The organism is Stenotrophomonas sp. PFBMAA-4 (assembly GCF_030053215.1).
Lineage (GTDB): Bacteria > Pseudomonadota > Gammaproteobacteria > Xanthomonadales > Xanthomonadaceae > Stenotrophomonas.
Window position 1 is genome coordinate 136,901 of sequence record NZ_JASGBW010000001.1, and the last position, 23,381, is coordinate 160,281.

The window sequence follows — 23,381 nt, forward strand, 5'->3', positions numbered from 1 at the left end:
CTCTACAGCACGAAAGGGATGCTCTGCGCTCCCCGGTTGCAAGCCCGCAGCCGGCATGCAGAGCCTCCCCCATGCGCGACCAGGTCAAATCCTCCCGCTACGCCACCCCGTCCCGCATCCGCGAAGGCCGCCCGTTCCCGCAGGGCGCCTCATTCGATGGGCAAGGTACGAACTTCGCGCTCTTCAGTACACACGCCACCAAGGTTGAACTCTGCCTGTTCGACGAGGACGGCAACGAGCAGCGCATCGAGTTGCCCGAGTACACCAACGAGATCTGGCATGGCTACCTGCCCGATGTGAAGCCCGGTCAGCGCTACGGCTACCGGGTGCATGGCCCCTATGCGCCAGCGGAAGGGCACCGCTTCAACCACAACAAGCTGCTGCTCGACCCTTACGCACGTGAAATCGATGGTGACTTGACCTGGGCCGATGAACTTTACGGCTACACCATCGGCCACCCCGATGGCGATCTCAGTTTTGATGAACGCGACAGCGCACCGTTCATGCCCAAAGCCGTGGTGGTGGAAGACACCTATGACTGGGAAGGCGATGAGCGCCTGCTCACGCCCTGGAACCGCACCGTCGTATACGAAACCCACGTGCGCGGCTTTACCCAGCGCCACCCCGAGGTCAGCGACGACGTGCGCGGAACCTGTGCCGGCCTTGCCCAGCCTGCCGTGCTGGACTATATCCGCGGCCTCGGCGTCACCGCAGTAGAGCTGCTCCCGGTCCATGCCTATCTGGATGACAACTATCTGCTGGACAAGGGCCTGCGCAATTATTGGGGCTACAACACGCTGGCGTTCTTTGCGCCCAAGCGCCGCTACCTGGCCAGCGGGCACCGCGACGAGTTCCGCGACATGGTCAAGGCCATGCACGCGAAAGGGCTCGAGGTCTTCATGGACGTGGTCTACAACCACACCGCCGAAGGCAACGAACTGGGGCCGACGCTGTCGTTCAAGGGCATCGACAACGCCAGCTACTACCGCCTGGCCGAAGACAAGCGGTACTACATCAACGATACCGGCACCGGCAACACCTTCAATCTGAGCAACCTGCAGGCCATCCGCTTCGTCTGCGATTCCCTGCGGTACTGGGCGCATGACATGCACGTGGATGGCTTCCGCTTCGACCTGGCCACCATCCTGGGCCGGGAACCGACCGGTTTCGACCAGCGGGGCGGGTTCCTCGATGCGGTCGGCCAGGATCCGGTGCTCAGCCAGGTCAAGCTGATTGCAGAGCCCTGGGACTGTGGCCCCGGCGGCTATCAGGTCGGGCATTTCCCGCCGGGCTGGGCAGAGTGGAACGATAAGTTCCGCGATACCGCGCGCAGCTTCTGGAAAGGCGATGAAGGCAAGCTGGCTGAGTTTGCCACCCGATTGACCGGCTCTGCGGACCTGTTCGACCGACGCGGCCGCCGCCCGTGGGCATCGGTCAACTTCATCACCGCGCACGACGGCTTCACCCTCAACGACCTGGTCAGCTACAACGAGAAGCACAACGACGCCAATGGCGAAGGGAACCAGGACGGCTCCAACAACGATTCGTCCTGCAACCATGGTGCCGAGGGTCCGACCGACGACGCGGGCATCAACGCGCTGCGCGAGCAGCAGATGCGCAATCTGCTGGCTACCCTGCTGCTTTCGCAGGGCACGCCGATGATGCTGGCCGGTGACGAGCGGGCGCAGACGCAGGGCGGCAACAACAACACCTATTGCCAGGACAACGAAACGGCCTGGATCGACTGGGGACGCGATACCACCGGAGACAGGCTGGCGCAGTTCGTGCGTGACCTTCTGACGCTGCGCCAGAGCCATCCGATCCTGACCCGCGGCCGCTTCCTCAACGGCCAGTACAACGAGCAGGCCGACGTGCGCGATCTGACCTGGCTCAACCCGGCCGGCCGGGAAATGGCCGATGACGATTGGAATGACGCCGGCGCGCGTTCGGTCGGGCTGCTGTTGGAGGGCAGGGCACAGGCATCCGGTGTGCGTGAACATGCGAGCGATGCCAGCCTGCTGATCGTCATCAACGCCTATCATGAGGGCGTCGAGTTTGCGCTGCCGGACGACGAAGGTGCGGCGCTGGACTGGTCGATGCTGCTGACCACCGATGCGGGTCTCACCGGCGAACAGGCCGTGCAGGGCGCTGGCCACTTCCTGGCCCCGCCACGCAGCCTGACCGTTTTCCGGTGCGGCACGGCGGCTGCAGGCTGAGCATTACAAAGAAGCCCCGCTCACGCGGGGCTTCAACTACTTACGCAATATCCCACTTGTGCGCGGCTGCTGGCTTCTGCTTGTAAATGGTCCCGCCGAAATCAACGTGCAGTTCCATCCAGTCGCCGCCCTTCTGCCGGGCCAGTACTTCGAAGTGCTTGGGGTGACGCTGCGGCTCACCGGCAGGTGTCCACCCCGCCTGCTTCACGGCGTCCAGTGCTGCGGCGGGATCTGCGTCTGCGTGCTTCCCCGCATGATGCGCCGGCCCGTGGTGCGGCTTCTTGTGCTCGATCTCCACCCGCTTGCCGCCCGTACGGGCAATGTTGAGCACCTTGATCTCCGACGGCCGCCGTTCACCCTCCAGGGTGACTGCAAGACCCGGCTCGATGGAAAAGGCGTCGGCACCTTTGGGCCCCAGATCGGCCAAATAGGGCTGGCCATCTGCCAGCAGCGTGAAGCGGTGGGCAAACACGTGTTCAACGACGCCGGACAAGGCGATTTTTTCATGGTGCGGCATGTATTTCTCCTGAGAGCGCCCATGCGTGGGCGCAGAGATCAGGTGGGAGCTGCGCGCCGCGCGTGCAATGCAATGCCATGACGGGATTCAGCCCAGGTTGCCCGCCGCAGGGCAGTGCAAGGCTCAGCCAACGCCCGTGGGCCCCTCCAGCACCAGCCGCACCTTGCGCAGCAGCTGCTGCCGGTTGAACGGCTTGTTCAGCACCTCGTATTCCGAGCCGCCCGCATCGGTGCGCTCGAGTCCGGCTTCGGCGTAGCCCGTGGTCAGCAGCACCTTCATTCTCGGCAACCGGCGCTTCGCTTCGCGCGCCAGAAGCACGCCATTCATGCCGCCCGGCATGATCAGATCGGTGAACAGCAGATCGAACACCTCGCCCTGTTCCAGCAGCGACAGCGCCGATGCCCCATCGTTGGCAACGCGGGTCTGGTAGCCGCCGGCCTCCAGCAGCATCTGCGCCAGTTCAGCGACGTCATCGCGGTCCTCGACAATCAGGATCCGCTCGCTGCCACCGCGGTCCATGGCCATGTTGGAGGGCGCAACATCCTTGGTCAGCGCATCGGTCGTCGCAGGGAAATACAGGCTGACGGTCGTGCCCACGCCTGGCTCGGAGGCGATGCGCACGGTGCCGCCGGACTGCTTGACGAAGCCATACACCATGGACAGTCCCAGCCCGGTACCTTCACCTTCGTCCTTGGTGGTGAAGAACGGATCCATCACCCGGCGCACGATATCCGGCGACATGCCACTGCCGTTGTCCTGCACTGAAATGCAGACCAGGCGCCCGGAAGGCAGATGGTCGAGGTCACCGGAGGCGGCACCCTTGGAAACCTCCACGTTGCGCGTGGCCAGCAGCACCCGCTGATCGGGACGTCCCTTCAACGCGTCACGCGCATTGATGACCAGGTTGAGGATGGCGACTTCGGCCTGGGTGGTGTCTATCCTGCAGTTCCACAGGCCCGGCGCCAGATCCATCTCCAGTTCCACCTCGGCGCCCACGCGTTGGGCGGCCAGTTCCACCGTGGAGGACACCAGGGAGTTCAGGTTGACCGTGCGGCCTTCCAGCTTCTGCCGCCGCGAGAACGCCAGCAACTGCTGGGTCAGCACCGCCGCCTTGTTGGCCGCCGACTGCGCCTGCGTCGCCGCGCGCCTGACAAAGCTGTCCGGCCCAAGCTCCTGCTCGGAGGTGCCGGTGATCATTTCCAGGTAGCCGGACATCACCTGCAGGAGGTTGTTGAAATCGTGCGCGATGCCGCCGGTCAGCTGGCCAAGCGCTTCCATCTTCTGCGCCTGGCGCAGCGAATCCTCCGCATCGCGTCGCCGCGACACGTCCAGCTGGGAACCGAAGAAGTACACCAACGTGCCGTCATCGTCGAAGACCGGCGACACGAAAAGGGCGTTCCAGAAGGTCGAACCGTCCTTGCGGTAGTTCAGCACCTCGGTGGCCGCCTCGCGGGTCTCGGCAATGGCCTCACGGATCTCGGCAATCGCATCAGGGTCGGTGTCCGGACCCTGCAGGAAGCGGCAGTTGCGGCCAACCAACTCCTCGCGCTCGTAGCCGGTCATTTCCACGAAGGCCCGGTTGGCGAAGATGATGGGGTTATCGGGCTGGTGCGGGTCGGTGATGATCATCGGCATCCGCGTGGTTTCCACCGCGCTGAAGAAGATATCCGACCGTTTGTCACCCACGCCGGCTTGCTGGTGGCTTCTGACAGCGGGTGAGGGGAATCCCTTGAATTGATCGTTCGACACGCACTTCCTTTGGCAGCGGGGGAACTGCTCCGTCCAATCGCTGGAGCGTTTGAAGGCGCACACGATGCCACAAACAGCATTTTGTGACCGCGTTCATCATTAACAATTCAGAAAAAGCGTCTGGCGCTTCACAGGCGAGTTACAGAATGCTAGTGCGTTGGACGTTGGCGCAGGCTCATGCCCGCGCCAACGCTGTCCCTCAGGCGATGCCTGCGCCGCCGGTTACGCCGAACACTTCACCGGTCAAATAGCTGCCTTCCTGGCTGGCCAGCAGCACGTAGATCGGCGCGATCTCCACCGGCTGGCCCGGGCGCTTCATCGGCACCTGCGTACCAAACTTGGTCACCGCCTCGGTCGGCTGGCCACCGGAGGACTGCAGCGCCGTCCAGAACGGGCCTGGCGCCACCACGTTGGCGCGGATTCCCTTTTCGACCAGCTGTGCCGACAACGCCTTGGTGTAGGCGACGATGCCTGCCTTGGTGGTGGCGTAATCCAGCAGGATCGCCGAAGGGTCGTACGCCTGCACCGAGGCAGTGGTGATGACGGACGCGCCTGCCGGCAGATGCGGAACCGCCGCCTGGCAGATCCAGTGCATCGCATACAGGTTGGTCTTCATCGTCTTGTCGAAGTCTTCCGCGCTCAGCTCGGCAATGCTCTCGCGGTATTGCTGGCGGGCCGCATTGACCACCAGGATGTCCAGGCCGCCGAAGGCTTCCACGGTGCGCTCCACCATGGTCTTGCACCATTCCGGGTCGGTGATGTCACCCGGCAGCGCCAGTGCCTTGCGGCCTTCGGCCTCGATCAACGCGAACACTTCTTCCGCATCCGACGCTTCGGAGGGCAGGTAGGACAGGGCGACATCGGCACCCTCGCGCGCATACGCAATTGCCGCAGCGCGGCCGATACCACTGTCGGCGCCGGTGATCAGCGCACGGCGTCCGCTCAGCTTGCCCGAGCCCTGGTAGCTGGTTTCACCGTGGTCCGGCACCGGATCCATGGCTGCCGCCTTGCCCGGCACGGGCTGCGGCTGGGCGGGGAAAGGCGGCTGCGGATACTGGCTGCGCGGGTCCTGCATTTTCAGACGGTCATTCATGGTCGTTCCCTATCGTGGGGCGGGGGGAGAGTGGGCGGCTCAAGGGCAGCCCTGGGTATCTGCAATCGTGGCCATGGCCATTACCTGGGCCAGGTGACTCAAGCCTTGCGGGGTGTTGCCGAGGTAGTGGCCCGTGGCCGGGTCCACCATTTCGCTCAGCACGCCCTGGCAGCGGCCGAGGGCGCCGTTCAATGCATCCACTCGCGCCCGGGCGTCCTCAACGAAGCCCAGCCGCGCATACGCTTCTGCCATCCAGTAAGAGCAGGCAATGAAGCAGCCCTCTTCTTCGGGCATGCCCGAATAGCGGTAGTGGAAGCCGGATTGGCCCAGTTCACGGTCGAGGGCGCGCAGGGTGGCCAGCAGGCGGTCCCTGCCGTCAAAGCGGAAGCGCACCGCCAGCGCCACGGAGGCGTCCAGCTTGCCGCTGCCGGGGTACATCTCGAAGGCTTGCAGGGCGTCGGACCAGCAATGTGTCTCGATCCAGTCACTGATGCGGTCGCGTTCGCGCTGCCAGCGGTCGCGGCAGGTCGTCGGCAGCTGGCCCTGGTCGGCCAGCTCGACCGCCCGCGCCAGCGCCTGCCAGCAGCTGATCTTGGACATCGTGTAATGCTCCAGCTCCGGCAGCTCCCAGATCCCCGAGTCCTTTGCGCGCCAGTGGTCCGCACAGAGGTCGGCAATGCGGGAAAGCAGCTCCGCGCTGGCGCCATCCAGGATGTTGCCAGCCGCCACAAAACAGAACGCGGTCTCGAAGATGTCGCCATAGATGCCGTGCTGGTGCTGGTCACCGGCCAGGTTGCCCTTCACCACCGGCTGCGTATCGCGGTAGCCGCGCATGGGCAGTTCCTGCACCGGCTCCACCTTTTCGCCATCCAGGGTGAAGACCACCTTCGGCCCATGGCGCCGCAGCTGTCGCAGCAGCCAGGTGAACGCCGCTTTGGATTCCGCTTCCAGACCGGCGGCCAGGAAGGCCTGGATGGTGTACCCAGCGTCGCGGACCCAGGCATAGCGGTAATCGAAATTCTTGTCACCGCCGATACGCTCGGGCAGCGACGTGGTGGCCGCCGCTGCGATGGCACCCGAGGGCGAGTACAGCAGCAGCTTCAACGCCAGCGTACTGCGCACGAACGTCGCGCGATCCCAGCCGTCGTAGGACACATTGCGCGCCCATGCCTTCCATTCGCGGTCGGTCAGGTCGATGCGGCCATCCACTTCTTCCACCGACGGCGCAACCAGCGGCTCATCCTCACCCACCACCAGCGCCACGGTCACCCGCTCGCCGGCACCAACCGTGCATTCACCGCGCGCGCCTTCGTCGGTCCACCGCAGCTGCAATGCCGGGTGATGAATGGCCACGCCCAGCAACCGCTGCACGTGGAAGACCGTGTGTTCGCCAATCGAGGAGCAGTACGGGCTGGCAGACTGCGCACGGGTGCTGGGGCAGATGTGCACAGCAAAACGCACCTCGCCCTCCAGGCCCTCGATGCGCCGCGCCAGTTCGCACCAGGGCAGGCGACCCGCATTGCCGCTGTTCAACGATTCCGTCAGCGACGCACGGCCGGATGCCGTGGTGAAGACCGTCTCCAGCACGTTGCTGTCCGCCCGGTATTGGCGTTCGACGGTGCAGGGCTCGGTAGGCGCAATGCTGAAGTAGCCGCCGTTGTTGCCGTCCAGCAGCCGATCGAACAACGGCGGGCTGTCCATGTTGGGCGCACACCACCAATCGATGGAACCATCGCAGCCGGTCAGGGCAACGGAGCGGCCTTCGCCCAGCGCCGAGTATTGTTCGATGGGCAGCGCACCGTCCTTCCTGCGCTCGATGGAAACCGGGGCATCGCTCACAGGGGACGCATCGGGGGAAGCAACTTCGGGCAACGTCGACATCAACGCACCCTCCGGCGAGCATGCAAGGCTGCCGGGACAGCGGCGGGGGTGCACATGGTGGATGTCCAGACGTGGGGTGGATTGAACCTAGAGAGCCACATGCGCAGGCAGAGTGAGGCAGTGCTCAACGCCACGTGATCGTTGCACTGCGTTGACGCATGCTTGCACGCCACGTGGACAGGCCGACGACCATGCTCGCGCCGCTACATCCCGAGGTCAGCATGCAACGTCCCGTTCTTTTCCTCCTGCACAGCCTGGGCGCCAGCCATCGGGAATGGAGTGCCGTACAGCGCGCCCTGGGCGACGCGTTCGAGTGTGTCGCGCTGGATATTCCTGGATTCGGCGGCACCATTGCAGACGGTGCGACCGACATCGATGCCCTCGTGGACTGGTTTCAGCAGGAAGTCACTACGCGTGCTCCCGCGTGCTGGTTTGCCGTCGGCCATAGCATGGGCGGCAAGATCGCCACGCTGCTCGCCGCCCGCAGCCGCGATGGCGTACAGGGCTTGGCAGGTCTGACGGGCGTGGTATTGGTCGCCGCATCGCCGCCGTGCCCCGAGCCCATGGAAGAGGCACGCCGGGAAAGGATGCTCGGCTGGTTCGCCAACGGAGCACCCGCGCGCGTCCATGCTGAAGCATTCATCGACGCCAACACACATCGGCCCCTGCAGGGTGCGACCCGCGAAGTCGCCATCCTCGATGTGCTGCGCACCGACCCGGTAGCCTGGCGTGCCTGGCTGCAGCAGAGCAGCCGCGAGCACCACCAGGAAGAGGCCGCGCATCTGCACATCCCCGCGCTGATACTGGCCGGCGCCGAGGACGGTGACCTGGGCGAAGCGGCACAACGCGTACTGAACGCACCGCACTATCTGCATGCATCCGTCGAGGCCGCGCCTGCCGCCGCGCACCTGATCCCCGTTGAACAGCCCGAATGGCTTGCCCAGCACATCGCCGCGTGGGCCCTCCCGCTGGCCGCAGTCGCGCTGCCACCGCAATTCATTCAGCTGCTCAACGCCGAACGCGTCGCACCGCGCATGCGCGCCCGCCTGCTGGCGCGGCATGCGAGACCGCTACCGCTGCCGACGTCGGCAATGCCTGCACGGCACTTGGAACTGCTGGCTGCCTTGGCGATATGCCTCGTACCCGGCGCAGACCCTAACGATCTGGCGTTGCGTATCGGTCACGCGCTGGTGGATCACGAAAGCGATGGCTGGCGCTTTGCCGATCTGCCTGCCGACGCAGAGGCGTGGGCGCAGGCCCTGGATCAACTGGATGTGGCCGCCAACGGATTCACCACGCTTGCCCTTGCCGAACAGCACGCGCTGCTTGATCGGGTGCAGCAGCAGAGCCCCTTCACATCAGACAACGCCGTGCTGGATCCCGTCCAACTGGCGCACTGGTTTGAGGACGCGAGAGCGCTGTATGCCAGAACCTGGATGAGTCTTCCCTCGACCTGGGCCGCCATCGGCTATGACGGTTTCGCTGTCGGCGGCAAAGGTGCGCGGAGCCCAGGTTACGAGCACACAGCGGCCGACATGATCGGCGCGTGGCAGCTCCCATGCTGAGTCGCGCCGAGCCAGGCCACAGCGCAGACCAGTCGTTCGACGCCGTCATCATCGGCAGCGGCGCGGGCGGCGCGCCGCTGGCAGCCCGTCTGGCTGACGCCGGCGTATCGGTGCTGGTGCTGGAAGCGGGTCGAACATTCGCACCTGACGACCACCTCGCCGACGAACTGGCCACCGACATCTACTGGATGGAAGAGCGGCTCAGTGGCGGCCAGACCCCCACCGCCTTCGGGGCCAATAATTCCGGGCAGGGCGTGGGTGGCTCCACTCTCCATTGGGGTGCCTTCTGCCCACGGCCGGACCCACGCGATCTGCGCCTGCGCTCGCTGACAGGGCAGGGGGCCGATTGGCCCATCGCAGCGGCAGAGCTGCAGGCGTACGTGCAGCGCGTCGAGGCATTCATTGGTGTATCCGGCCCTGCCCACTATCCGTGGGACGCCTCCCGCCAGTACAGCTATCCACCCGTACTGCGCAACGCGTCCGCCCAGGCCATGCAGCGTGGCTGTGATGCACTGGGCGTGCGCGCCACGGATGCGCCTGCCGCGCTGGTCAGCCAGGCACGGCAGCAGCCGCACTGGGGTCTGCGCCGGTCCTGCAACCACTGCGGCGCATGCCACCAAGGCTGCAGCAACGGCGCAAAAGCCACCATGGATACCTCCTGGCTGCCGTGGGCCGTGGCACACGGTGCCGCGATCCGTGATCAAAGCCGGGTGGTGGACCTGGAGCGCGATGCCCACGGCCGCATCACTGCAGTGGTCTATCAACGCGAACATCGCCTGCACCGGGTGAAATGCGCCGCTGCCTTCCTGTGTGCCGGCGGCGTGGAAACACCGCGCCTGCTGCTCAACCTGGGGCTGGCCAACACCAGTGGGCAGGTCGGCCGCAACTTCATGGCCCACGTGGCCACCCAGGTGTGGGGATTTTTCGACGCCGATATGTGCATGAACCGCGGCTACCCGTCTTCGCTTATCACAGAAGATTTCGTGCGCCCGCACGACGCCTCGTTCGCCGGGGGCTACCTGGTACAGAGCCTGGGCGTGCAGCCGGCCACACTGGCCAATACACTGGCCCGGGGCGCCGGCCTGTGGGGCCAGCCACTGGTGGATGCGCTCTCTTCCTACCGGCATCTGGCCGGCATCGGCATCAACGGCGAGTGCCTGCCACAGGACGGCAACCAGCTGACCCTCAGCGACGAGCGTGATGCCTTTGGCATGCGGCGCGCGCGGGTCGATTTCAGCTACGGCGCGAACGAAAGGGCACTGGACGCGCACGCGCAGGCCCAGCTCACCCGCATCTGGCAGGCCGCAGGTGCTACGGGCATCTTCGCCGCCGCGCGCTCGGCCCACACCCTGGGTACCTGCCGCATGGGCGATTCGGCTGAAACCGCGGTTGTGGATGGCGACGGCCGCAGCTTCGACATCCCCAATCTCTTCATCTGCGACAACTCCACCTTCCCCAGCGCGCTGGCGGCCAACCCGGCATTGACCCAGATGGCGCTGGGCCTGCGCACCGCCGAGCGGTTCCTGCAAACGCAGCCACCGCGCCGCACCACATTTTCCCCCAAGAAGGACACAACATGGATCTCGGAATAGAAGGGCGCATTGCGCTGGTCAGCGGTGCTGATTCGGGCATGGGCAAACAGACCGCACGCGAACTGCTGCAGGCCGGCGCACGCGTCGCCATCACTGACCTGCCCGACGGTACGCTGGATGAGGCCCTGCAGGAACTGACGCCGCTGGGCGAGGTGATGGCCGTCGCCGGTGACGTGACCGAAGCCAAGGACGTCGAGCGCATCTGGGCCACCGTACGCAGCGCGCTGGGCGACCCGGATATCTACGTCAACGCGGCCGGCGTCACCGGGGCCACCGGCGATTTCCTCGATGTGGGCGACGAGGGCTGGCTGCGCACGCTGGATATCAACCTGATGGGCGCTGTACGCATGTGCCGCCAGGCCATCCCTGCGATGCGTACCAAGGGCTGGGGCCGCATCGTGTTGTTTGCTTCGGAAGATGCCGTGCAGCCGTATACCGACGAACTGCCGTACTGCGCGTCAAAGGCAGGCGTGCTGAGCCTGGCCAAGGGCCTGTCCAAGCAGTACGGCAAGGACAACATCATGATCAACACCGTGTCGCCGGCCTTCATCCATACACCCATGACCGACGCCATGATGCACAAGCGTGCCAAGGAAAAGGGCATGTCGTTCGAAGAGGCCATCCGCACCTTCCTGGATGAAGAGCGCCCCGGTATGGTGCTCAAGCGTCGTGGGCGACCGGAAGAGGTTGCCGCCGCCGTGCTGCTGCTGTGCTCCGAGCGCGCCAGCTTCATCAATGGCGCCAACATCCGCGTCGACTCGGGCTCAGTCTTCACCCTGGCCGGGTAACGGAGAGCTAGCTCGCCTGCGCTTCCTACGGGGAGCGCTCGATTGCCAGCCCACGCCGTGTCTCCGGCACCTTCAACGCCAGCAGCAATGCCGCCGTGGCGATCACCGCCAGCACCAGGAAGGCGGCATCATAACCCTCGCGCTGCACGATGAAGCCCGCCAGGGCCGGGCTCAGCGCACCGCCCACCCCGAATACCGTGGTGACCGCGCCCAAGGTGACGTTGAATCGCCCGGTCCCCTCGCTCAGGTCGCTCACCATGATGGGGATGAGCGCACCAAAGATGCCCGCGCCGACGCCATCCAGCAGCTGCACGCCCAGCAGCCACGCCGGGGCATCGGACACGGGGTAGAGGGCAGCACGGATCGGCAGGATCAGAAAGCCCGCCAGCAGCAGCGGACGCCGGCCCCAGCGGTCAGCACGCGCGCCCACCAGCCACGCCACCGGGATCATCACCAGCTGCGCGGCAACAATGCAGCCGGCAGTCAGTGTGGTTGCCAGGGCAGGGCTGCTCACCGAAAGCTTCTGCCCCACCAAGGGCAGCATCGCCGCGTTGGCAAGGTGGAACAGGCAGCTGCACGCGGCCAGCAGCAACAACCGGCGGTCCCGCAACAGCAGGCGCCCGGGGGAGGGTGGATTTGCCCCCTGCGGCTGGGCAGCCAGGCCACGCGCTTGCGCATCATTGATGGCCCCCCCCGGGATCGCGCCCGCGGCGGCTACGCTGGCCAGTGTCATCACGGCCATCAGGTAGAACACCACCGTCGGCCCCCACAGGTAGGCCAGGCCACCGGCCAGCAGGGCCGCCACAACGTTGCCGGCATGGTTGAAGGTCTCGTTGCGGCCCATCCGACGCGCGAACGCGCGCGGCCCGCTGACACCCAGCGAAATGGCCGCAATGGCCGGGGCGATCACCGAGGCCGCTACGGCACTCAACGCCTGGGTCGAGGCCACCACCGCAAAGCCCTGCGTCCACGGCAGCAGCAGGCAGCTGGCGGTCACCAGCAGGGCAGCGATGGCCAGGGTCATCCGCTTGGCATGGATGCGGTCCATCAGTGCACCGGCGGGCGTCTGGGTCAGCAACCCGATGATGGCCGACACCGTCATGACCGCACCAATGCTGGCCGGTTGCCAGTGGTGTACCGACAGCAGATAGATGGCCAGGTAGGGGCCCAGCCCATCGCGAACGTCTGCCAGGAAGAAATTCAGGCCATCCAGGCCGCGCTCGGCGCGCCGGCGCCCGGGCGCATCGGGGGTGGGGTCGATCACAGGGCGGCTGCCAGGGCACGGAAGGGGAGGCCGGCAGTGTTATGCGCGCCACGCCGTGATGGCGGCGTGGCGTCGGCACGCGTCAGGATGCCCTGGAAGAACGCTGCTCTATCGCACTGGCGTGCGGCAGCCTCTGTTCCGCGATCTCCAGCAATGCCCGCAGCCGATCCATATGGCGCAGATCCTGGTGGTAGCCCACCCAGACATCACGCCCGGGCGGTTGCCCGAATGCGTCGATGCGATGCAGCCCGTCCACCTGCTCACCCAATGGACGCGGCAGGACGGCAACGCCGACGCCGCGCGCGCACATCTGCGCCTGGACGCTGCGACTGGTGCTGCTGAAGGCCGGCGTCGACTCCGGGAAAGTCTCGATCAGCCAGGTCACGTCGGGAAAGTGGGCCTGCGCCGCGTTCATCAGGATGAGCCTGGCCGAGCGCGGATCATCCGCTACCGCGCGTACCGTCGCCTCCGATCCATACAGCCCATAAGGCATGGTCATCAGGCGGCGCTGCACGATCTCCGGCTCGCTGAAGGGAACGATGCGGAACGCTACATCCGCCTCGCGCCGCGACAGATCGAGCAGGCGGTAGCTGGCAATGATTTCCGGCACCACCCCTGGGTGCTGCCGCCCGAGTTCGGCCAGGCTGGGGGCCAGCACGTGGGCGGCAAACCAGTCCGCCGATGAAATCCGCAGGATGCCTTCCAATCGATCCTGGCTGCCCGCCAGGCGCCGTTCCATGGCAAGCGCGGATGCCTCCATCGATTCTGCCAGCGACAACACGGCATCGCCGGCATCGGTCAGCACCAGGCCATCCTTCGTTCTGCGGAACAGCGGCTGCTCGGCCTCATCCTCCAAGGCCTTCACCCGTCGACCCACCGTGGGATGGCTCACGCCAAGGCTGCGGGCGGCTTCCCCAAGGGAGCGGCTGCGGACCACCGCCAGAAAAACGCGGATGTCACTCCATTCCACGGCCAGGTCCATCCGTTCAAAATTGAACGTGAACTATGCAGCAGTGTCAGTGCCCAAACAATCCCGCAAGGCCCACCATGCACTCCCCGCCCCACACCGGGGCAGCCAGATCCGGAATTGCACGCAATGGGCACACTGAATGGAAAAGTCGCGCTGGTCACCGGCGCTTCAAAGGGCATCGGCGCAGGCATTGCCCGCCGCCTTGCCAGCGATGGCGCACGCGTCGTAGTCAACTACGCCTCCGCTGAAGATGCGGCCACGGCCCTTGTCGCGGACATTGAGGCTGTCGGCGGAAGGGCAATGGCGGTGCGCGCTGACGTCCGCAGCAAGACCGACGTGGATGCGCTGGTCGCGGCGGCGCTTGACCACTTCGGCAGGCTGGACATCGTGGTCAACAACGCCGGCATCTACCAGTTTGCGAAAATCGAGGACACCACCGAGGAACTGTATCGCCAACAGTTCGACCTCAACGTCCTGGGCACGCTGCTGGTCACCGGCGCCGCCGCGCCGCTGCTTGGCGAAGGCAGCAGCATCGTCAATGTCAGCTCCTTCGTCACCCGCGTGCTGCCTGCCGAGAGCGCCATCTACACCGGCACCAAGGGCGCCATCGACGCGATCACCGGCGTGCTGTCCCGTGAACTGGGCCCACGCGGCATCCGCGTCAACTCGGTCAACCCCGGCCTGATCGAGACCGAAGGCACACACGCCAATGGCGTCATGGGCTCGGACTTCCAGGCCTGGAATGAGCAGCAGACACCGCTGGGCCGCATCGGCCAGGCGGCTGACATCGCCTCGATCGTGGCTTTTCTTGTCTCTGCGGATGCGGGCTGGGTAACCGGCGAGACCATGCTCGGCTCGGGCGGCATGCGCTGAGACGCGCTTGCGACCCGAATGAATGCTCCAGGAGAGGCCGATGAATCACGATCAGAAACTGGGCGGGCATGATGCGCGCCGCTGGCCGGCACTGGCGGTGCTGCTGACCGGCACGCTGTTGCCACCCCTGGACTTCTTCATCGTGAACGTCGCGCTGCCCGCCATCCGCAGCGATCTGCAGGCACCGGCAGACGTCACCCAACTGGTCGTGTCGGTCTATGCCATGGCCTACGCGGTAACGCTCATCCTCGGCGGACGCCTGGGCGACATCCATGGGCGGCGGCGCGCCTTTGTCGGCGGCATGCTGGGGTTTGGCCTGGCATCGGCCATCTGCGGGCTGGCGGGTTCCGCCGGCACGCTGGTGGCCGGCAGGCTGCTGCAGGGCATTTCTGCCGCCGTCATGGCACCGCAGTCCCTGGCGTCCATCCATGCGCTGTTTCCGCCGGCCGAAAAAGGGCGCGCATTGGGCCTGTATGGGGCCACCTTCGGCATCGCAGCCGTGGGCGGGCAGTTGCTGGGAGGGTGGCTGGTCTCGGTGAACGTGCTGGACCTGGGCTGGCGCAGCGTCTTCCTCATCAACCTGCCCGTCATTGCGCTTGCGCTTCCCGCTGCCTTGCTGCTGGTTCGTGAGACGCGGGCAGCGCAGGCGAGGGCGATGGACTACCGGGGTGCCGCACTGCTGGCAGCGGGTGCCCTTGCGCTGGTGGTGCCGCTCATTGAAGGTCGCGAGCGTGGCTGGCCCTGGTGGAGCCTGGCACTAATGGTGGCGAGCCCAATGCTGCTCACGGCCTTCTGGCGCTACCAGAGGCATCTGGAGGACTCGGGCCGGTCGCCCCTGGTGCCGCCCTCGGCGCTCACGCTTTCCTCGGGCCTGCCCCGCGGGCTCCTGGCCGCCGTGTGCTTCTACGCCCTGGCCGCCTTCTTCCTGGTCTTTGCCGTGTATCAGCAGGCAGGCCTGCAGCACGACGCACTTGCCGCAGGGCTGGCCATCCTTCCGTTGGGCGTTGGCCAACTGCTTGGTCCAAGCTGCGGGCTTTACCTGTCGCGTTGGCTGGGCGCACGCGTTGCAGCCTTCGGCATGGGCATGGAAGCACTTGCACTCCTTTCAGCTGCTGGCCTCGCTGCAGCCGGCAAACCCGGCGGGCTGGCTGTGCCGTTGCTGTTGCTCGGCATCGGGCAGGGCATTGCCTTGCCCGCGCTGGTACGCCTCAACGTCGATCGGGTGGCGCCACACTGGGCAGGGCTCGCCGCCGGCATGGTCACCGCAGCCATGCAGATGGGGGCTGCGCTTTCGGTCGCACTGGTGGGCGGCGTGTTCTTCGTGCTTGCACCGGATGGGGCAGGGCCCCAGCAGGTCAGCACGGCCTTCGCGGTGGCGTGCGTGATGATCGCCATCGCGATGACAGCCGCCGCGCTTCTGAGCGCCCCACGCCCGGCGCTGGCATCAAACGCGCTTGAATGAGTGCCGCAGCGCCGTCACGGCGCGCCCAGCAAACGCCTCATTCATCGCAGCAACGGCACACTAGCGCGCTTTCCCCGCAGAACAGGGAGGCGTGCGGCGCCCTCGTGAGACCCATTTCCTTTGTTGTTGCCACGGTATTGGCAGGCATCACGTTCCAGGCCAGCGCATCAGAGCGCAGCCGGAATGCAGCACCTTACTTCGAGCCCGGCGGCGCCGTCCGCTTCAACTACGGCTGGCTGGACTACGCGCCCACCAGCCGCCTGCAGCTGGAACTGCTGCAGGCAGACTTGGATGCCGGGGCCGGCCCCTTCTCCTTCTCCGCGCAGTACCGCTGGTACGACGGCTTCCACGCCGTGCATCACGCCTATGCAGGCTGGCAGTTCAACGACCAGACCCAGCTGAAGGCCGGCATCCAGCAGGTGCCATTCGGGCTTCTGCCTACCGCCTCGCAGAGCTTCTGGTTCGGCTCCGGCTATTACCTGGGCATCGAGGATGACTACGACCCCGGGCTGGTGCTGGTACACACCCATGGCGACACCACCTGGCATGTCGGCTGGTTCTCCGGCGACGAATACGGCTCCGGTGCCCGCTACGATCGCTATTCGTTCGATGTGGCGCAGACCGACGCACTGCCATACCGCGAGCGGCAGCGGCTGCATGCACGGGTAGAGCGCGCGCATGCCTGGGCGGGCGGCGAGCTGCTGCTGGGCGCATCGGCCTTCACTGGCAAGGTGCAGAACACGCAGACGCGCCGCCATCACGGTCACCAAGGCGCCGCCGTGCATGCACAGTGGAAGCGCGATGGCTGGACGACGCAGCTGCAGTGGGCGCGCTATCGCTATGACATTCCTGGCGAGCGCATCGCCATGTCCGCCTTCCAGGCGCCGTTCGAGATTGCAGCGCAGGCCGATGTGCCGAGCGCGAATGTCGCCTACTCGTTTGCGCGAAAGGGCCGGCTGGATGACCTGACCTGCTACAACAACCTCAGCATGACGCGCCCGGTGGGGCACAGCGCCGGCACACGCAACTCATGGCAGAACGTCACCGGCTGCAGCCTGCAGAAGGACATCATGACCACCTACGTCGACTGGATTGCCGGGCGTGAAATGTGGTTTTCAGGTGGCGAAGGCATCGGCATCAACGGCGGTGGCCCCTCGCAGGGGCTTCCCGGTTGAACGTCAACATCGGCTTCTACTTCTGAGGCGCGCCGGGGCTGATCCCGGCGCGCCACACCTCTGGAGCTCTGCTTACTTGGCAGGCGCCTCATCGTCAGATGCATCGGTCGGGTCGTGCGCTGCTGAAGCGTGCTTCTGCTCCTTCTGCAACTGCGCCCGCACCTTCCTGGCCAGGCCCGCATCCACTGCAGACGCCGTGTTGCCAAACTCCTGGCGGATGAAGGTCGCCAGCTGGGCGATCTCTTCATCGCTCAGGCGCTCGGCAAAGCCCGGCATGCCCAGGTTGGAGGGGCGTTTGTCGGTGGAGGGCAACGCGCTGCCGTGCAGCAGCAGGCGCACCACCGAGGTCGGGTCGTCCGCCAGCACGGTCGGGTTGCCCGCGATGGACGGGAACACGTCCTTGTAACCGTGGGCATCGGTGCGGTGGCAGGCCGCGCAGTTGTCCACAAACAGCTCGGCGCCGCGGCTGTCGTTGATACCGGCCTGCAGCTTGCGCGCGGTGGCATCGCTGGCAGCAAACGAGGAGGGGTCATGACCGCTGCCCGGCAACTGCTTCAGGTACACGGCCATGGCCCGCAGATCTTCCTCGGTCAGCTTCTGCGTGCTGTGCACCACCACGTCGGCCATCGGCGTACCCACCACCGTGCTGTGCGCGTTGCGGCCGGTCTGCAGCGTGTCCACGATGTCCTGCTCGCTCCAGCGGCCCAGGCCATCGGCCGGGTTGCCACGCAGGTTCACCGCGTTCCAGCCATCGATGATCTGGCCACCGCTGAGGTACGCGGTGCCGGATTCGTCCAGTGCCTTCTCCTGCAGCGCAAATCCGCGCGGCGTGTGGCAGCTGCCGCAATGGCCAAGGCCCTGCACCAGATAGGCGCCCCGTGCCAGCTGCGCATCGCTGTAGCGGCTGGCATCGAAGGCCACCGCATCGGCCTGTGGCGCGAAGGTCTTGCGCCAGATGGCCAACGGCCAGCGCATCGACAGCGGCCAGGTGATCTCCACCGGCTTGTTGGCTTCCTTCACCGGGGCGATATCGCCGTGCAGGAAGTAGGCATGCAGCGCCCGCACATCCTCATCGGTGATGCGCGCATACGAGGGGTAGGGCATGGCCGGGTACAAGGTGCGGCCATCGGGTGCGATGCCATGCCGCACCGCGCGATCAAAGTCATCCAGCGAATAGCCACCAATGCCGGTGTCCTTGTCCGGGGTGATGTTGGTGCTGTAGATGTTGCCCAGCGGCGAGGCCACCGGCAGCCCGCCGGCAAACGGCTTTCCGCCCGGCCGCGTGTGGCAGGCGGTGCAGTCGCCCGCCGCCGCCAGGTAGCGGCCGCGTTCGATCAGGGCCGCATCCGGAGCAGGGCCATCGGCCAGTACACGGGTTCTGGTCGGCACAAACGCGTAGGCGAGGGCCGCCAGCAACACGACCAGGCCAACCGCCATCATCCAGAGGAACAGCTTCTTCATAGTCGCGTCCTCAGGCCTGCACCAGCGGGCCCGGGTCGGGCAGGTACTTTTCGCGGATGGCCGTGGCCGCCCAGTACGCCAGCCCGCCCACCAGGCCGGTGGGGTTGTAGCCATTGTTCTGCGGGAAGGCGTTGGCGCCAATCACGAAAACGTTGGAGACATCCCAGCTCTGCAGGTAGCGGTTGAGCGCGGAGGTCTTCGGGTCCGCGCCCATGATCGCGCCGCCACAGGTGTGCGTGCTCTGGTACTTGGTGATGTTGTAGCGCTCGCCGTCCTTCTTGGCATCGCCGCTCATCGAAAGCGGGTCCAGCACTTTGCTCATCTGCATGGCCTTGTCCACGAAGAACTGCGAGGCCTTGATCTCGTTGGGGTGCCAATCGAAGGTCATGCGCAGCAGCGGCCGGCCGAAAGCATCCTTGTAGGTCGGGTCAAGGCTCAGGTAGTGCTGCCGGTAGGACATGCACGCGCCCTGCACCTCGTAATAGAAGTTGTGGCGGAAGTTGTCCGCCGCCGCCTTCTTCCACTTCGCGCCCCAGGCGGGCGTACCGCTGGGCACGTTGATGCCACGCACCGGGCCCGCACCGGGCTGCCGCGCCCACACCAGACCGCCGCCCACAAAGCCCGCCTTGGCGTTGTCCAGCTGGTTGCCGTTGAGGTCGTCCATGGTGGTGCCCGCACCGCCAATGCCGATGAAACCGTTGGCCTGCACCGTCTCGTCAAAGAACAACACCACGCGGTTGAGGTTCTGGTAGGAATAGTTGCGGCCCACCGTGCCGGTATTGCTTTCCGGGTCGTAGGGCTGGCCAATGCCGGACAGCAGCATCAGGTGCACGTTGTAGAGCTGGAACGCGCACAGCAGCACCATGTCCGCCGGCTGCTCCACTTCGCGGCCCTGCGCGTCAAGGTAGGTCACGCCCGTGGCCTTGCTGCGGCTGCCATCCAGATTCACCTTCAGCACCTGCGAATGGGTGTGCAGCTCGAACTTCGGGCGCTGGCGCAGCACCGGCAGGATGCAGGCATTCGGGCTGGCCTTGGAATAGTTCAGGCAGCCGTAATCACTGCAGAAACCGCACGCGTTGCACGGCCCCAGCTGGCAGCCATACGGGTTCACGTACGGGCCTGAAGCGTTGGAGGCCGGGATGGGGTAGGGGTGCCAGCCCATTTCCTTGGCCGCCTTGTAGAACAGCTCACCGCCCAGGTAGTTGGGATTGGGGCCCAGCGGATATTCGGCCGAGCGCGAGCCCTCGAACGGGTTGCCACCCTGCTGCACCACACCGTTGATGACACCGGCCTTGCCGGAGGTGCCGCACACCAGCTCGAACATATGCAGGTGCGGCTCCAGCTCGGCGTAGGTCACCGGGAAATCCTGGATGGTCATGTCGGCCGGAATGAAGGCCTTGCCATAGCGCTCTTCCACGTTGCTGCGCAGCTTCATGTCTTCCGGCAGCGGCCGGAAATGCGCGCCCGACCAGTGGCTGCCCGCACCGCCCACACCGGTACCCGGCTTGAACGAGCCCATCTGCCGGTAGGGCACAGCCGTATCGGAAGTCTTGTGGCGGATGGTCACCGTTTCCTGTGACAGGCTCTGCAGATAACGCCGGTGTACCGAACCTTCCAGCTCATCCACCACGTTGGGATAGGCGAAATCAGGCTGCGTATCGCGGTCGCCGCCGCGCTCCAGCGCCACCACATGCAGGCCCGCATCGGTCAGTTCCTTGGCCAGGATCGCGCCCGTCCAGCCCATACCGACGATGACCGCGTCGACTTTCGGTTTCACAAGTGCCATCTGCTTCAGCCTCTCCGTCCAGCCAGATCCACGGGCGGCAAGGGGTAGGCCTTGTCCCGTACACCAATCCAATCCAGGTAATCGGCGCGCATGCCGGGGTAGCCGATCATCTTCCAGGCCCCCATATCCTTGTTCGCGCCGTACTTGGGATCGGCGAAGTAGCCGTTCTTCACCTCACCCAGCAGGTTGGAGAAGAACAACTTGCTGGAAATGCCTTCCAGCTCGAGCTTGCCGCCCTCGGCCGCCTTCAGCAGCGTTTCCTGCTCGGCGTGGTCCAGCTGCGCAAAGGTCTTGCCCTGGTGCTGCTGGCGGCACTGCGCATCAAATGCAGCAATGCCCACGCGCAGGATGTCGCGCAGCGCCAGCTTGCCCTGGTAGCCAAACTCGCTGGGCGCTTCCAGGAAGGGGCCCTGCATGTACCAGATATCCCCGGCGGCGTAGGGCGTCTGCATGTGGCGGTCGAGGAACTCGGGCACGCCCGATTCCACCGCACCGGGCCCCACCTCATCCGAGGGAATCAGCCGGTCGCAGGCCGCCACCACGAAGGACCACTCTGCCGCCGTGAAGAATTGCGGGGCATACGGCGTGCCCGCATCGGCGCGGGGCGCGGCCTGGCCGGGGGCATCACCCGGGGCGCAGCCCGGCAGCGCTGCGGCAACGGGGATAAGGGTGAGGCCCTGGAAAAAGCGGCGGCGCGTGAGCGCCGGCAGGGTCTTGTCGGGATCGTCTTTCATTGTCTGGCTACCTGCAGGGTGGCTGTTGTGAAGCATCGCGCGCGTGCTGTCGCGACCGCGTGCGCATTCACAGAGCGGGGCCGGGCAGAACCCGACACCGTTGATGAACCCATTGTGTGGATGCAGCACACTTTCCGTAATGGCAATATGGGAAAGGAACTATTGCCCCAACGGAAAGAAGTGCCGTGATTGACGACCTCCACGAGCTGCGCACCTTCGAGCGCATCGTCCATGGCGGCAGCCTGTCTGCCGCCGCGCGCGACCTGGGGGTGTCCCTGGCGGTGGTCAGCAAGCGGCTGACCTCGCTGGAGCGCAGGCTGAAAGTCCGCCTGCTCAACCGCAGTACGCGGCGCGCCTCGTTGACCGATGAGGGGCAGCTGTTCCGGGTGCATTGCCAGAATGTGCTGGATGCCGTGGAGGCCGCAGAAGCTGCCCTGGAGCAGCGCCAGGATGTGGTGGCCGGCGTGCTGCGGTTGACCGCGCCCAACGGGTTTGGCCGCCGCCACGTGGTGCCGGCGGTGCGCAGCTTCCAGAAGGCCCATCCGGGTGTGCGGGTACACCTCTCACTGCGCGATGAAGTGGTGGACCTGGTGGGGGAGGGCATCGAACTGGCACTGCGCTACGGCACGCTGGACGATTCGCGCCTGGTTGCGCGGCAACTGGCCCCCAACCGGCGGGTGCTGTGCGCGTCGCCCGAGTATCTGCAGCGGCGGGGCGTGCCGGGCCGCATTGCCGATCTACAGGGCCACGACTGCATCGCCAGCGGCAGCCCGCCGGTCAGCCATTGGCGCTTCCTGGAAGGCAGCCGGACCATTGCCGTACCGGTCAACGCCACGACCCTGTGCGATGACGGCGAAGTGGCGCAGTTGATGGCCGTGCAGGGCGCCGGCATTGCGCGGAAATCCATCTGGGATGTGGCCGAGGATCTGCAGGCCGGCCGGCTGGTGGAGGTGCTGCCCGACCACGCACTGGCCACCTCACCACTGAGTGCCGTGCATGGCCCCGGCAAGCAGTTGGCGCCCCGGGTGCGCGTGTTCCTCGACCACCTGCAGCGCCACCTGCAGAGCACCATCGCCTGGCGCTACGCAACCGACCCGAACATCTCACCCGGTTAATCACCCAGCGCCGACGAACCGTAGAGTCGAGCTTGCTCGACTGCTTCCCTCGCAGCCCCGCGGGATCCCGCACCCGCATGGTGGTATTGGCGTGGCCCATAATGTATATGCTGGCAGAAGCAAAATCCCTCAAGAAGGCCACGGATAGCCATGAGTCGATTTACTTCCCTGAGCGCAGCAGCCGCCTTGGCAGTGGCGCTTGCTGCACCGCTGGCAGCCAGGTCGGGCGAACCATCGGCGGGCTGGAAAGCGGTCAGCATTGAAGACCTCAAAAAGCAGGACGAATGGCGACGAACGTCGCCCACCGCATTCGCCAAAGTAAGCCTCGACATGAACGGCGACGGCTTGAAGGACGAAGCCACCCTGGTCGTTGACCGCGCCAGGCACCACTCAGGGCTGAGAGTCTGCTTTGGCAAGAAGGATCCGAACTCGCCGTCCCAGTGCCACATTCTCGTCGATGACAATCTGGAAGACGGCTACGACATCATGGGACTGGACGTGCGCGCTCCAGGTTGCCACCTCTATAACACCGTGAATGACCTGGTTGACGCCAGCGGAAAGGTCTGCAGCCGCGCACAGGCACTTGAGTATTTCCGTGTCGGCAGCGCTTCCTCGTTCTTTCTCTATGATCAGAAGACAGGGCGCTTCAATCGCTACTGGGATTCCGACTGAGTAGAGTCGAGCTTGCTCGACTGCCGTTCGCCTACAACCGCTTGCTCATGAAAACCCTCGCATGCCCACGTGGGTAGTCCTGCAACCGTCCAAAGCACACATACCCGTGCCGTGCGTAAAACCCCTCTGCCTGCCAATCAAACGTATCCAGCCGCGCACCATGCGCACCCAGCGCACACGCCCGTCGTTCGCACGCCGTCAGCAGGGCAGCCCCCACACCGCTTGATCTCTCACCGGGCTCGACCCACAACACCTGAATCTCCAGCCAGCCCAACGCCACTTCGGCAAGAATTCCGCCCAGCAGAGCACCGTCGCGATCCCGCATCAGCAAACGGATGTGAGTCTCCGCAGCGTCACCCACGAAGGGCTGATTGAACGCCTGCAGCGATGCGCACAGTCGCTCAACCTCTGCCGGAACAGCCTCCGCAAGCGCATAACCACGCTTTCCAATACCGCCAGCATCCATGC

The 23,381-nt window shown here is 65.7% G+C and carries 18 protein-coding genes and 1 pseudogene; 9 read left to right on the forward strand and 10 right to left on the reverse strand.

The annotated features are described in order from the left end of the window. The first annotated feature begins 71 nt into the window (after positions 1 to 71). Positions 72 to 2,216 (forward strand): glycogen debranching protein GlgX, encoded by a 2,145-nt coding sequence (gene glgX / locus QMZ26_RS00660; protein WP_283220249.1) that lies wholly within the window; start codon positions 72 to 74, stop codon positions 2,214 to 2,216. A gap of 40 nt (positions 2,217 to 2,256) precedes the next feature. Here the strand turns inward: glgX and QMZ26_RS00665 are convergent, their stop codons facing one another. The 4 genes from QMZ26_RS00665 to QMZ26_RS00680 all read right to left on the reverse strand — a co-directional run bounded on the left by QMZ26_RS00665 (position 2,257) and on the right by QMZ26_RS00680 (position 7,456). After that, complete coding sequence (locus tag QMZ26_RS00665; protein ID WP_283220250.1) at positions 2,257 to 2,733, reverse strand: hypothetical protein; 477 nt, start codon at positions 2,731 to 2,733, stop codon at positions 2,257 to 2,259. Positions 2,734 to 2,856: 123 nt separating this feature from the next. Beyond that, positions 2,857 to 4,419, reverse strand: a complete 1,563-nt coding sequence (locus QMZ26_RS00670) for a histidine kinase famiy protein (RefSeq protein WP_283220251.1) — start codon at positions 4,417 to 4,419, stop codon at positions 2,857 to 2,859. Between the two features lie 262 nt (positions 4,420 to 4,681). Beyond that, complete coding sequence (locus QMZ26_RS00675; RefSeq protein WP_079221898.1) at positions 4,682 to 5,575, reverse strand: SDR family oxidoreductase; 894 nt, start codon at positions 5,573 to 5,575, stop codon at positions 4,682 to 4,684. A 39-nt stretch (positions 5,576 to 5,614) separates the two neighbouring features. Further along, entirely contained in the window at positions 5,615 to 7,456 is a 1,842-nt protein-coding gene (locus QMZ26_RS00680) for a glycoside hydrolase family 15 protein (RefSeq protein WP_283220252.1), read from the reverse strand. Positions 7,457 to 7,677: 221 nt separating this feature from the next. Here QMZ26_RS00680 and QMZ26_RS00685 point away from each other — a divergent pair, with 221 nt between their 5' ends. From QMZ26_RS00685 to QMZ26_RS00695, 3 genes and pseudogenes are all read left to right on the forward strand, one after another. After that, the gene (locus QMZ26_RS00685; RefSeq protein WP_283220253.1) at positions 7,678 to 9,021 is read left to right on the forward strand and encodes an alpha/beta hydrolase; all 1,344 of its coding nucleotides are present in this window, start codon (positions 7,678 to 7,680) and stop codon (positions 9,019 to 9,021) included. Continuing rightward, positions 9,015 to 10,547: pseudogene (locus QMZ26_RS00690) on the forward strand (GMC family oxidoreductase); the annotation flags it as partial. The gene QMZ26_RS00685 and the pseudogene QMZ26_RS00690, both read left to right, overlap by 7 nt. A gap of 50 nt (positions 10,548 to 10,597) precedes the next feature. Continuing rightward, on the forward strand, positions 10,598 to 11,401 hold the full coding sequence (locus tag QMZ26_RS00695) for an SDR family oxidoreductase (RefSeq protein WP_283220254.1): 804 nt from the start codon (positions 10,598 to 10,600) through the stop codon (positions 11,399 to 11,401). Positions 11,402 to 11,426: 25 nt separating this feature from the next. Here the strand turns inward: QMZ26_RS00695 and QMZ26_RS00700 are convergent, their stop codons facing one another. Together QMZ26_RS00700 and QMZ26_RS00705 are read right to left on the reverse strand one after the other, a co-directional pair. Continuing rightward, positions 11,427 to 12,665, reverse strand: coding sequence for an MFS transporter (locus tag QMZ26_RS00700; protein ID WP_283220255.1), 1,239 nt, complete (start codon positions 12,663 to 12,665; stop codon positions 11,427 to 11,429). A gap of 82 nt (positions 12,666 to 12,747) precedes the next feature. Then, the gene (locus QMZ26_RS00705) at positions 12,748 to 13,635 is read right to left on the reverse strand and encodes a LysR family transcriptional regulator (RefSeq protein ID WP_283220256.1); all 888 of its coding nucleotides are present in this window, start codon (positions 13,633 to 13,635) and stop codon (positions 12,748 to 12,750) included. Between the two features lie 126 nt (positions 13,636 to 13,761). Here QMZ26_RS00705 and QMZ26_RS00710 point away from each other — a divergent pair, with 126 nt between their 5' ends. From QMZ26_RS00710 to QMZ26_RS00720, 3 genes are read left to right on the forward strand one after another with little or no spacing between them, the layout of a single operon-like run. Then, on the forward strand, positions 13,762 to 14,508 hold the full coding sequence (locus tag QMZ26_RS00710) for a glucose 1-dehydrogenase (RefSeq protein ID WP_283220312.1): 747 nt from the start codon (positions 13,762 to 13,764) through the stop codon (positions 14,506 to 14,508). A 40-nt stretch (positions 14,509 to 14,548) separates the two neighbouring features. Next, the gene (locus QMZ26_RS00715; RefSeq protein ID WP_283220257.1) at positions 14,549 to 15,970 is read left to right on the forward strand and encodes an MFS transporter; all 1,422 of its coding nucleotides are present in this window, start codon (positions 14,549 to 14,551) and stop codon (positions 15,968 to 15,970) included. Continuing rightward, the gene (locus QMZ26_RS00720) at positions 15,967 to 17,145 is read left to right on the forward strand and encodes a hypothetical protein (protein ID WP_283220258.1); all 1,179 of its coding nucleotides are present in this window, start codon (positions 15,967 to 15,969) and stop codon (positions 17,143 to 17,145) included. The genes QMZ26_RS00715 and QMZ26_RS00720 overlap by 4 nt, the downstream gene beginning before the upstream one ends. A 72-nt stretch (positions 17,146 to 17,217) precedes the next feature. Here the strand turns inward: QMZ26_RS00720 and QMZ26_RS00725 are convergent, their stop codons facing one another. Genes QMZ26_RS00725 through QMZ26_RS00735 form a run of 3 tightly spaced genes read right to left on the reverse strand, consistent with a single transcriptional unit; the run spans position 17,218 to position 21,126 of the window. Continuing rightward, positions 17,218 to 18,606 carry a cytochrome c gene (locus QMZ26_RS00725; protein WP_283220259.1) on the reverse strand — a complete coding sequence of 463 codons (1,389 nt, stop codon included), beginning with the start codon at positions 18,604 to 18,606 and terminating at the stop codon, positions 17,218 to 17,220. Positions 18,607 to 18,616: 10 nt separating this feature from the next. Next, positions 18,617 to 20,392 carry a GMC family oxidoreductase gene (locus tag QMZ26_RS00730; RefSeq protein WP_283220260.1) on the reverse strand — a complete coding sequence of 592 codons (1,776 nt, stop codon included), beginning with the start codon at positions 20,390 to 20,392 and terminating at the stop codon, positions 18,617 to 18,619. A gap of 5 nt (positions 20,393 to 20,397) precedes the next feature. Further along, a complete protein-coding gene (locus QMZ26_RS00735) occupies positions 20,398 to 21,126 on the reverse strand; it encodes a gluconate 2-dehydrogenase subunit 3 family protein (protein ID WP_283220261.1) in 729 nt (242 codons plus the stop codon). Between the two features lie 185 nt (positions 21,127 to 21,311). Between QMZ26_RS00735 and QMZ26_RS00740 the strand changes: the two genes are divergently transcribed. After that, positions 21,312 to 22,241, forward strand: coding sequence for a LysR family transcriptional regulator (locus tag QMZ26_RS00740; protein WP_283220262.1), 930 nt, complete (start codon positions 21,312 to 21,314; stop codon positions 22,239 to 22,241). Positions 22,242 to 22,391: 150 nt separating this feature from the next. Next, the gene (locus tag QMZ26_RS00745) at positions 22,392 to 22,913 is read left to right on the forward strand and encodes a hypothetical protein (protein WP_283220263.1); all 522 of its coding nucleotides are present in this window, start codon (positions 22,392 to 22,394) and stop codon (positions 22,911 to 22,913) included. 31 nt (positions 22,914 to 22,944) lie between these two features. Here the strand turns inward: QMZ26_RS00745 and QMZ26_RS00750 are convergent, their stop codons facing one another. Then, entirely contained in the window at positions 22,945 to 23,379 is a 435-nt protein-coding gene (locus QMZ26_RS00750; protein ID WP_283220264.1) for a GNAT family N-acetyltransferase, read from the reverse strand. Between the last annotated feature and the right edge of the window lie 2 nt (positions 23,380 to 23,381).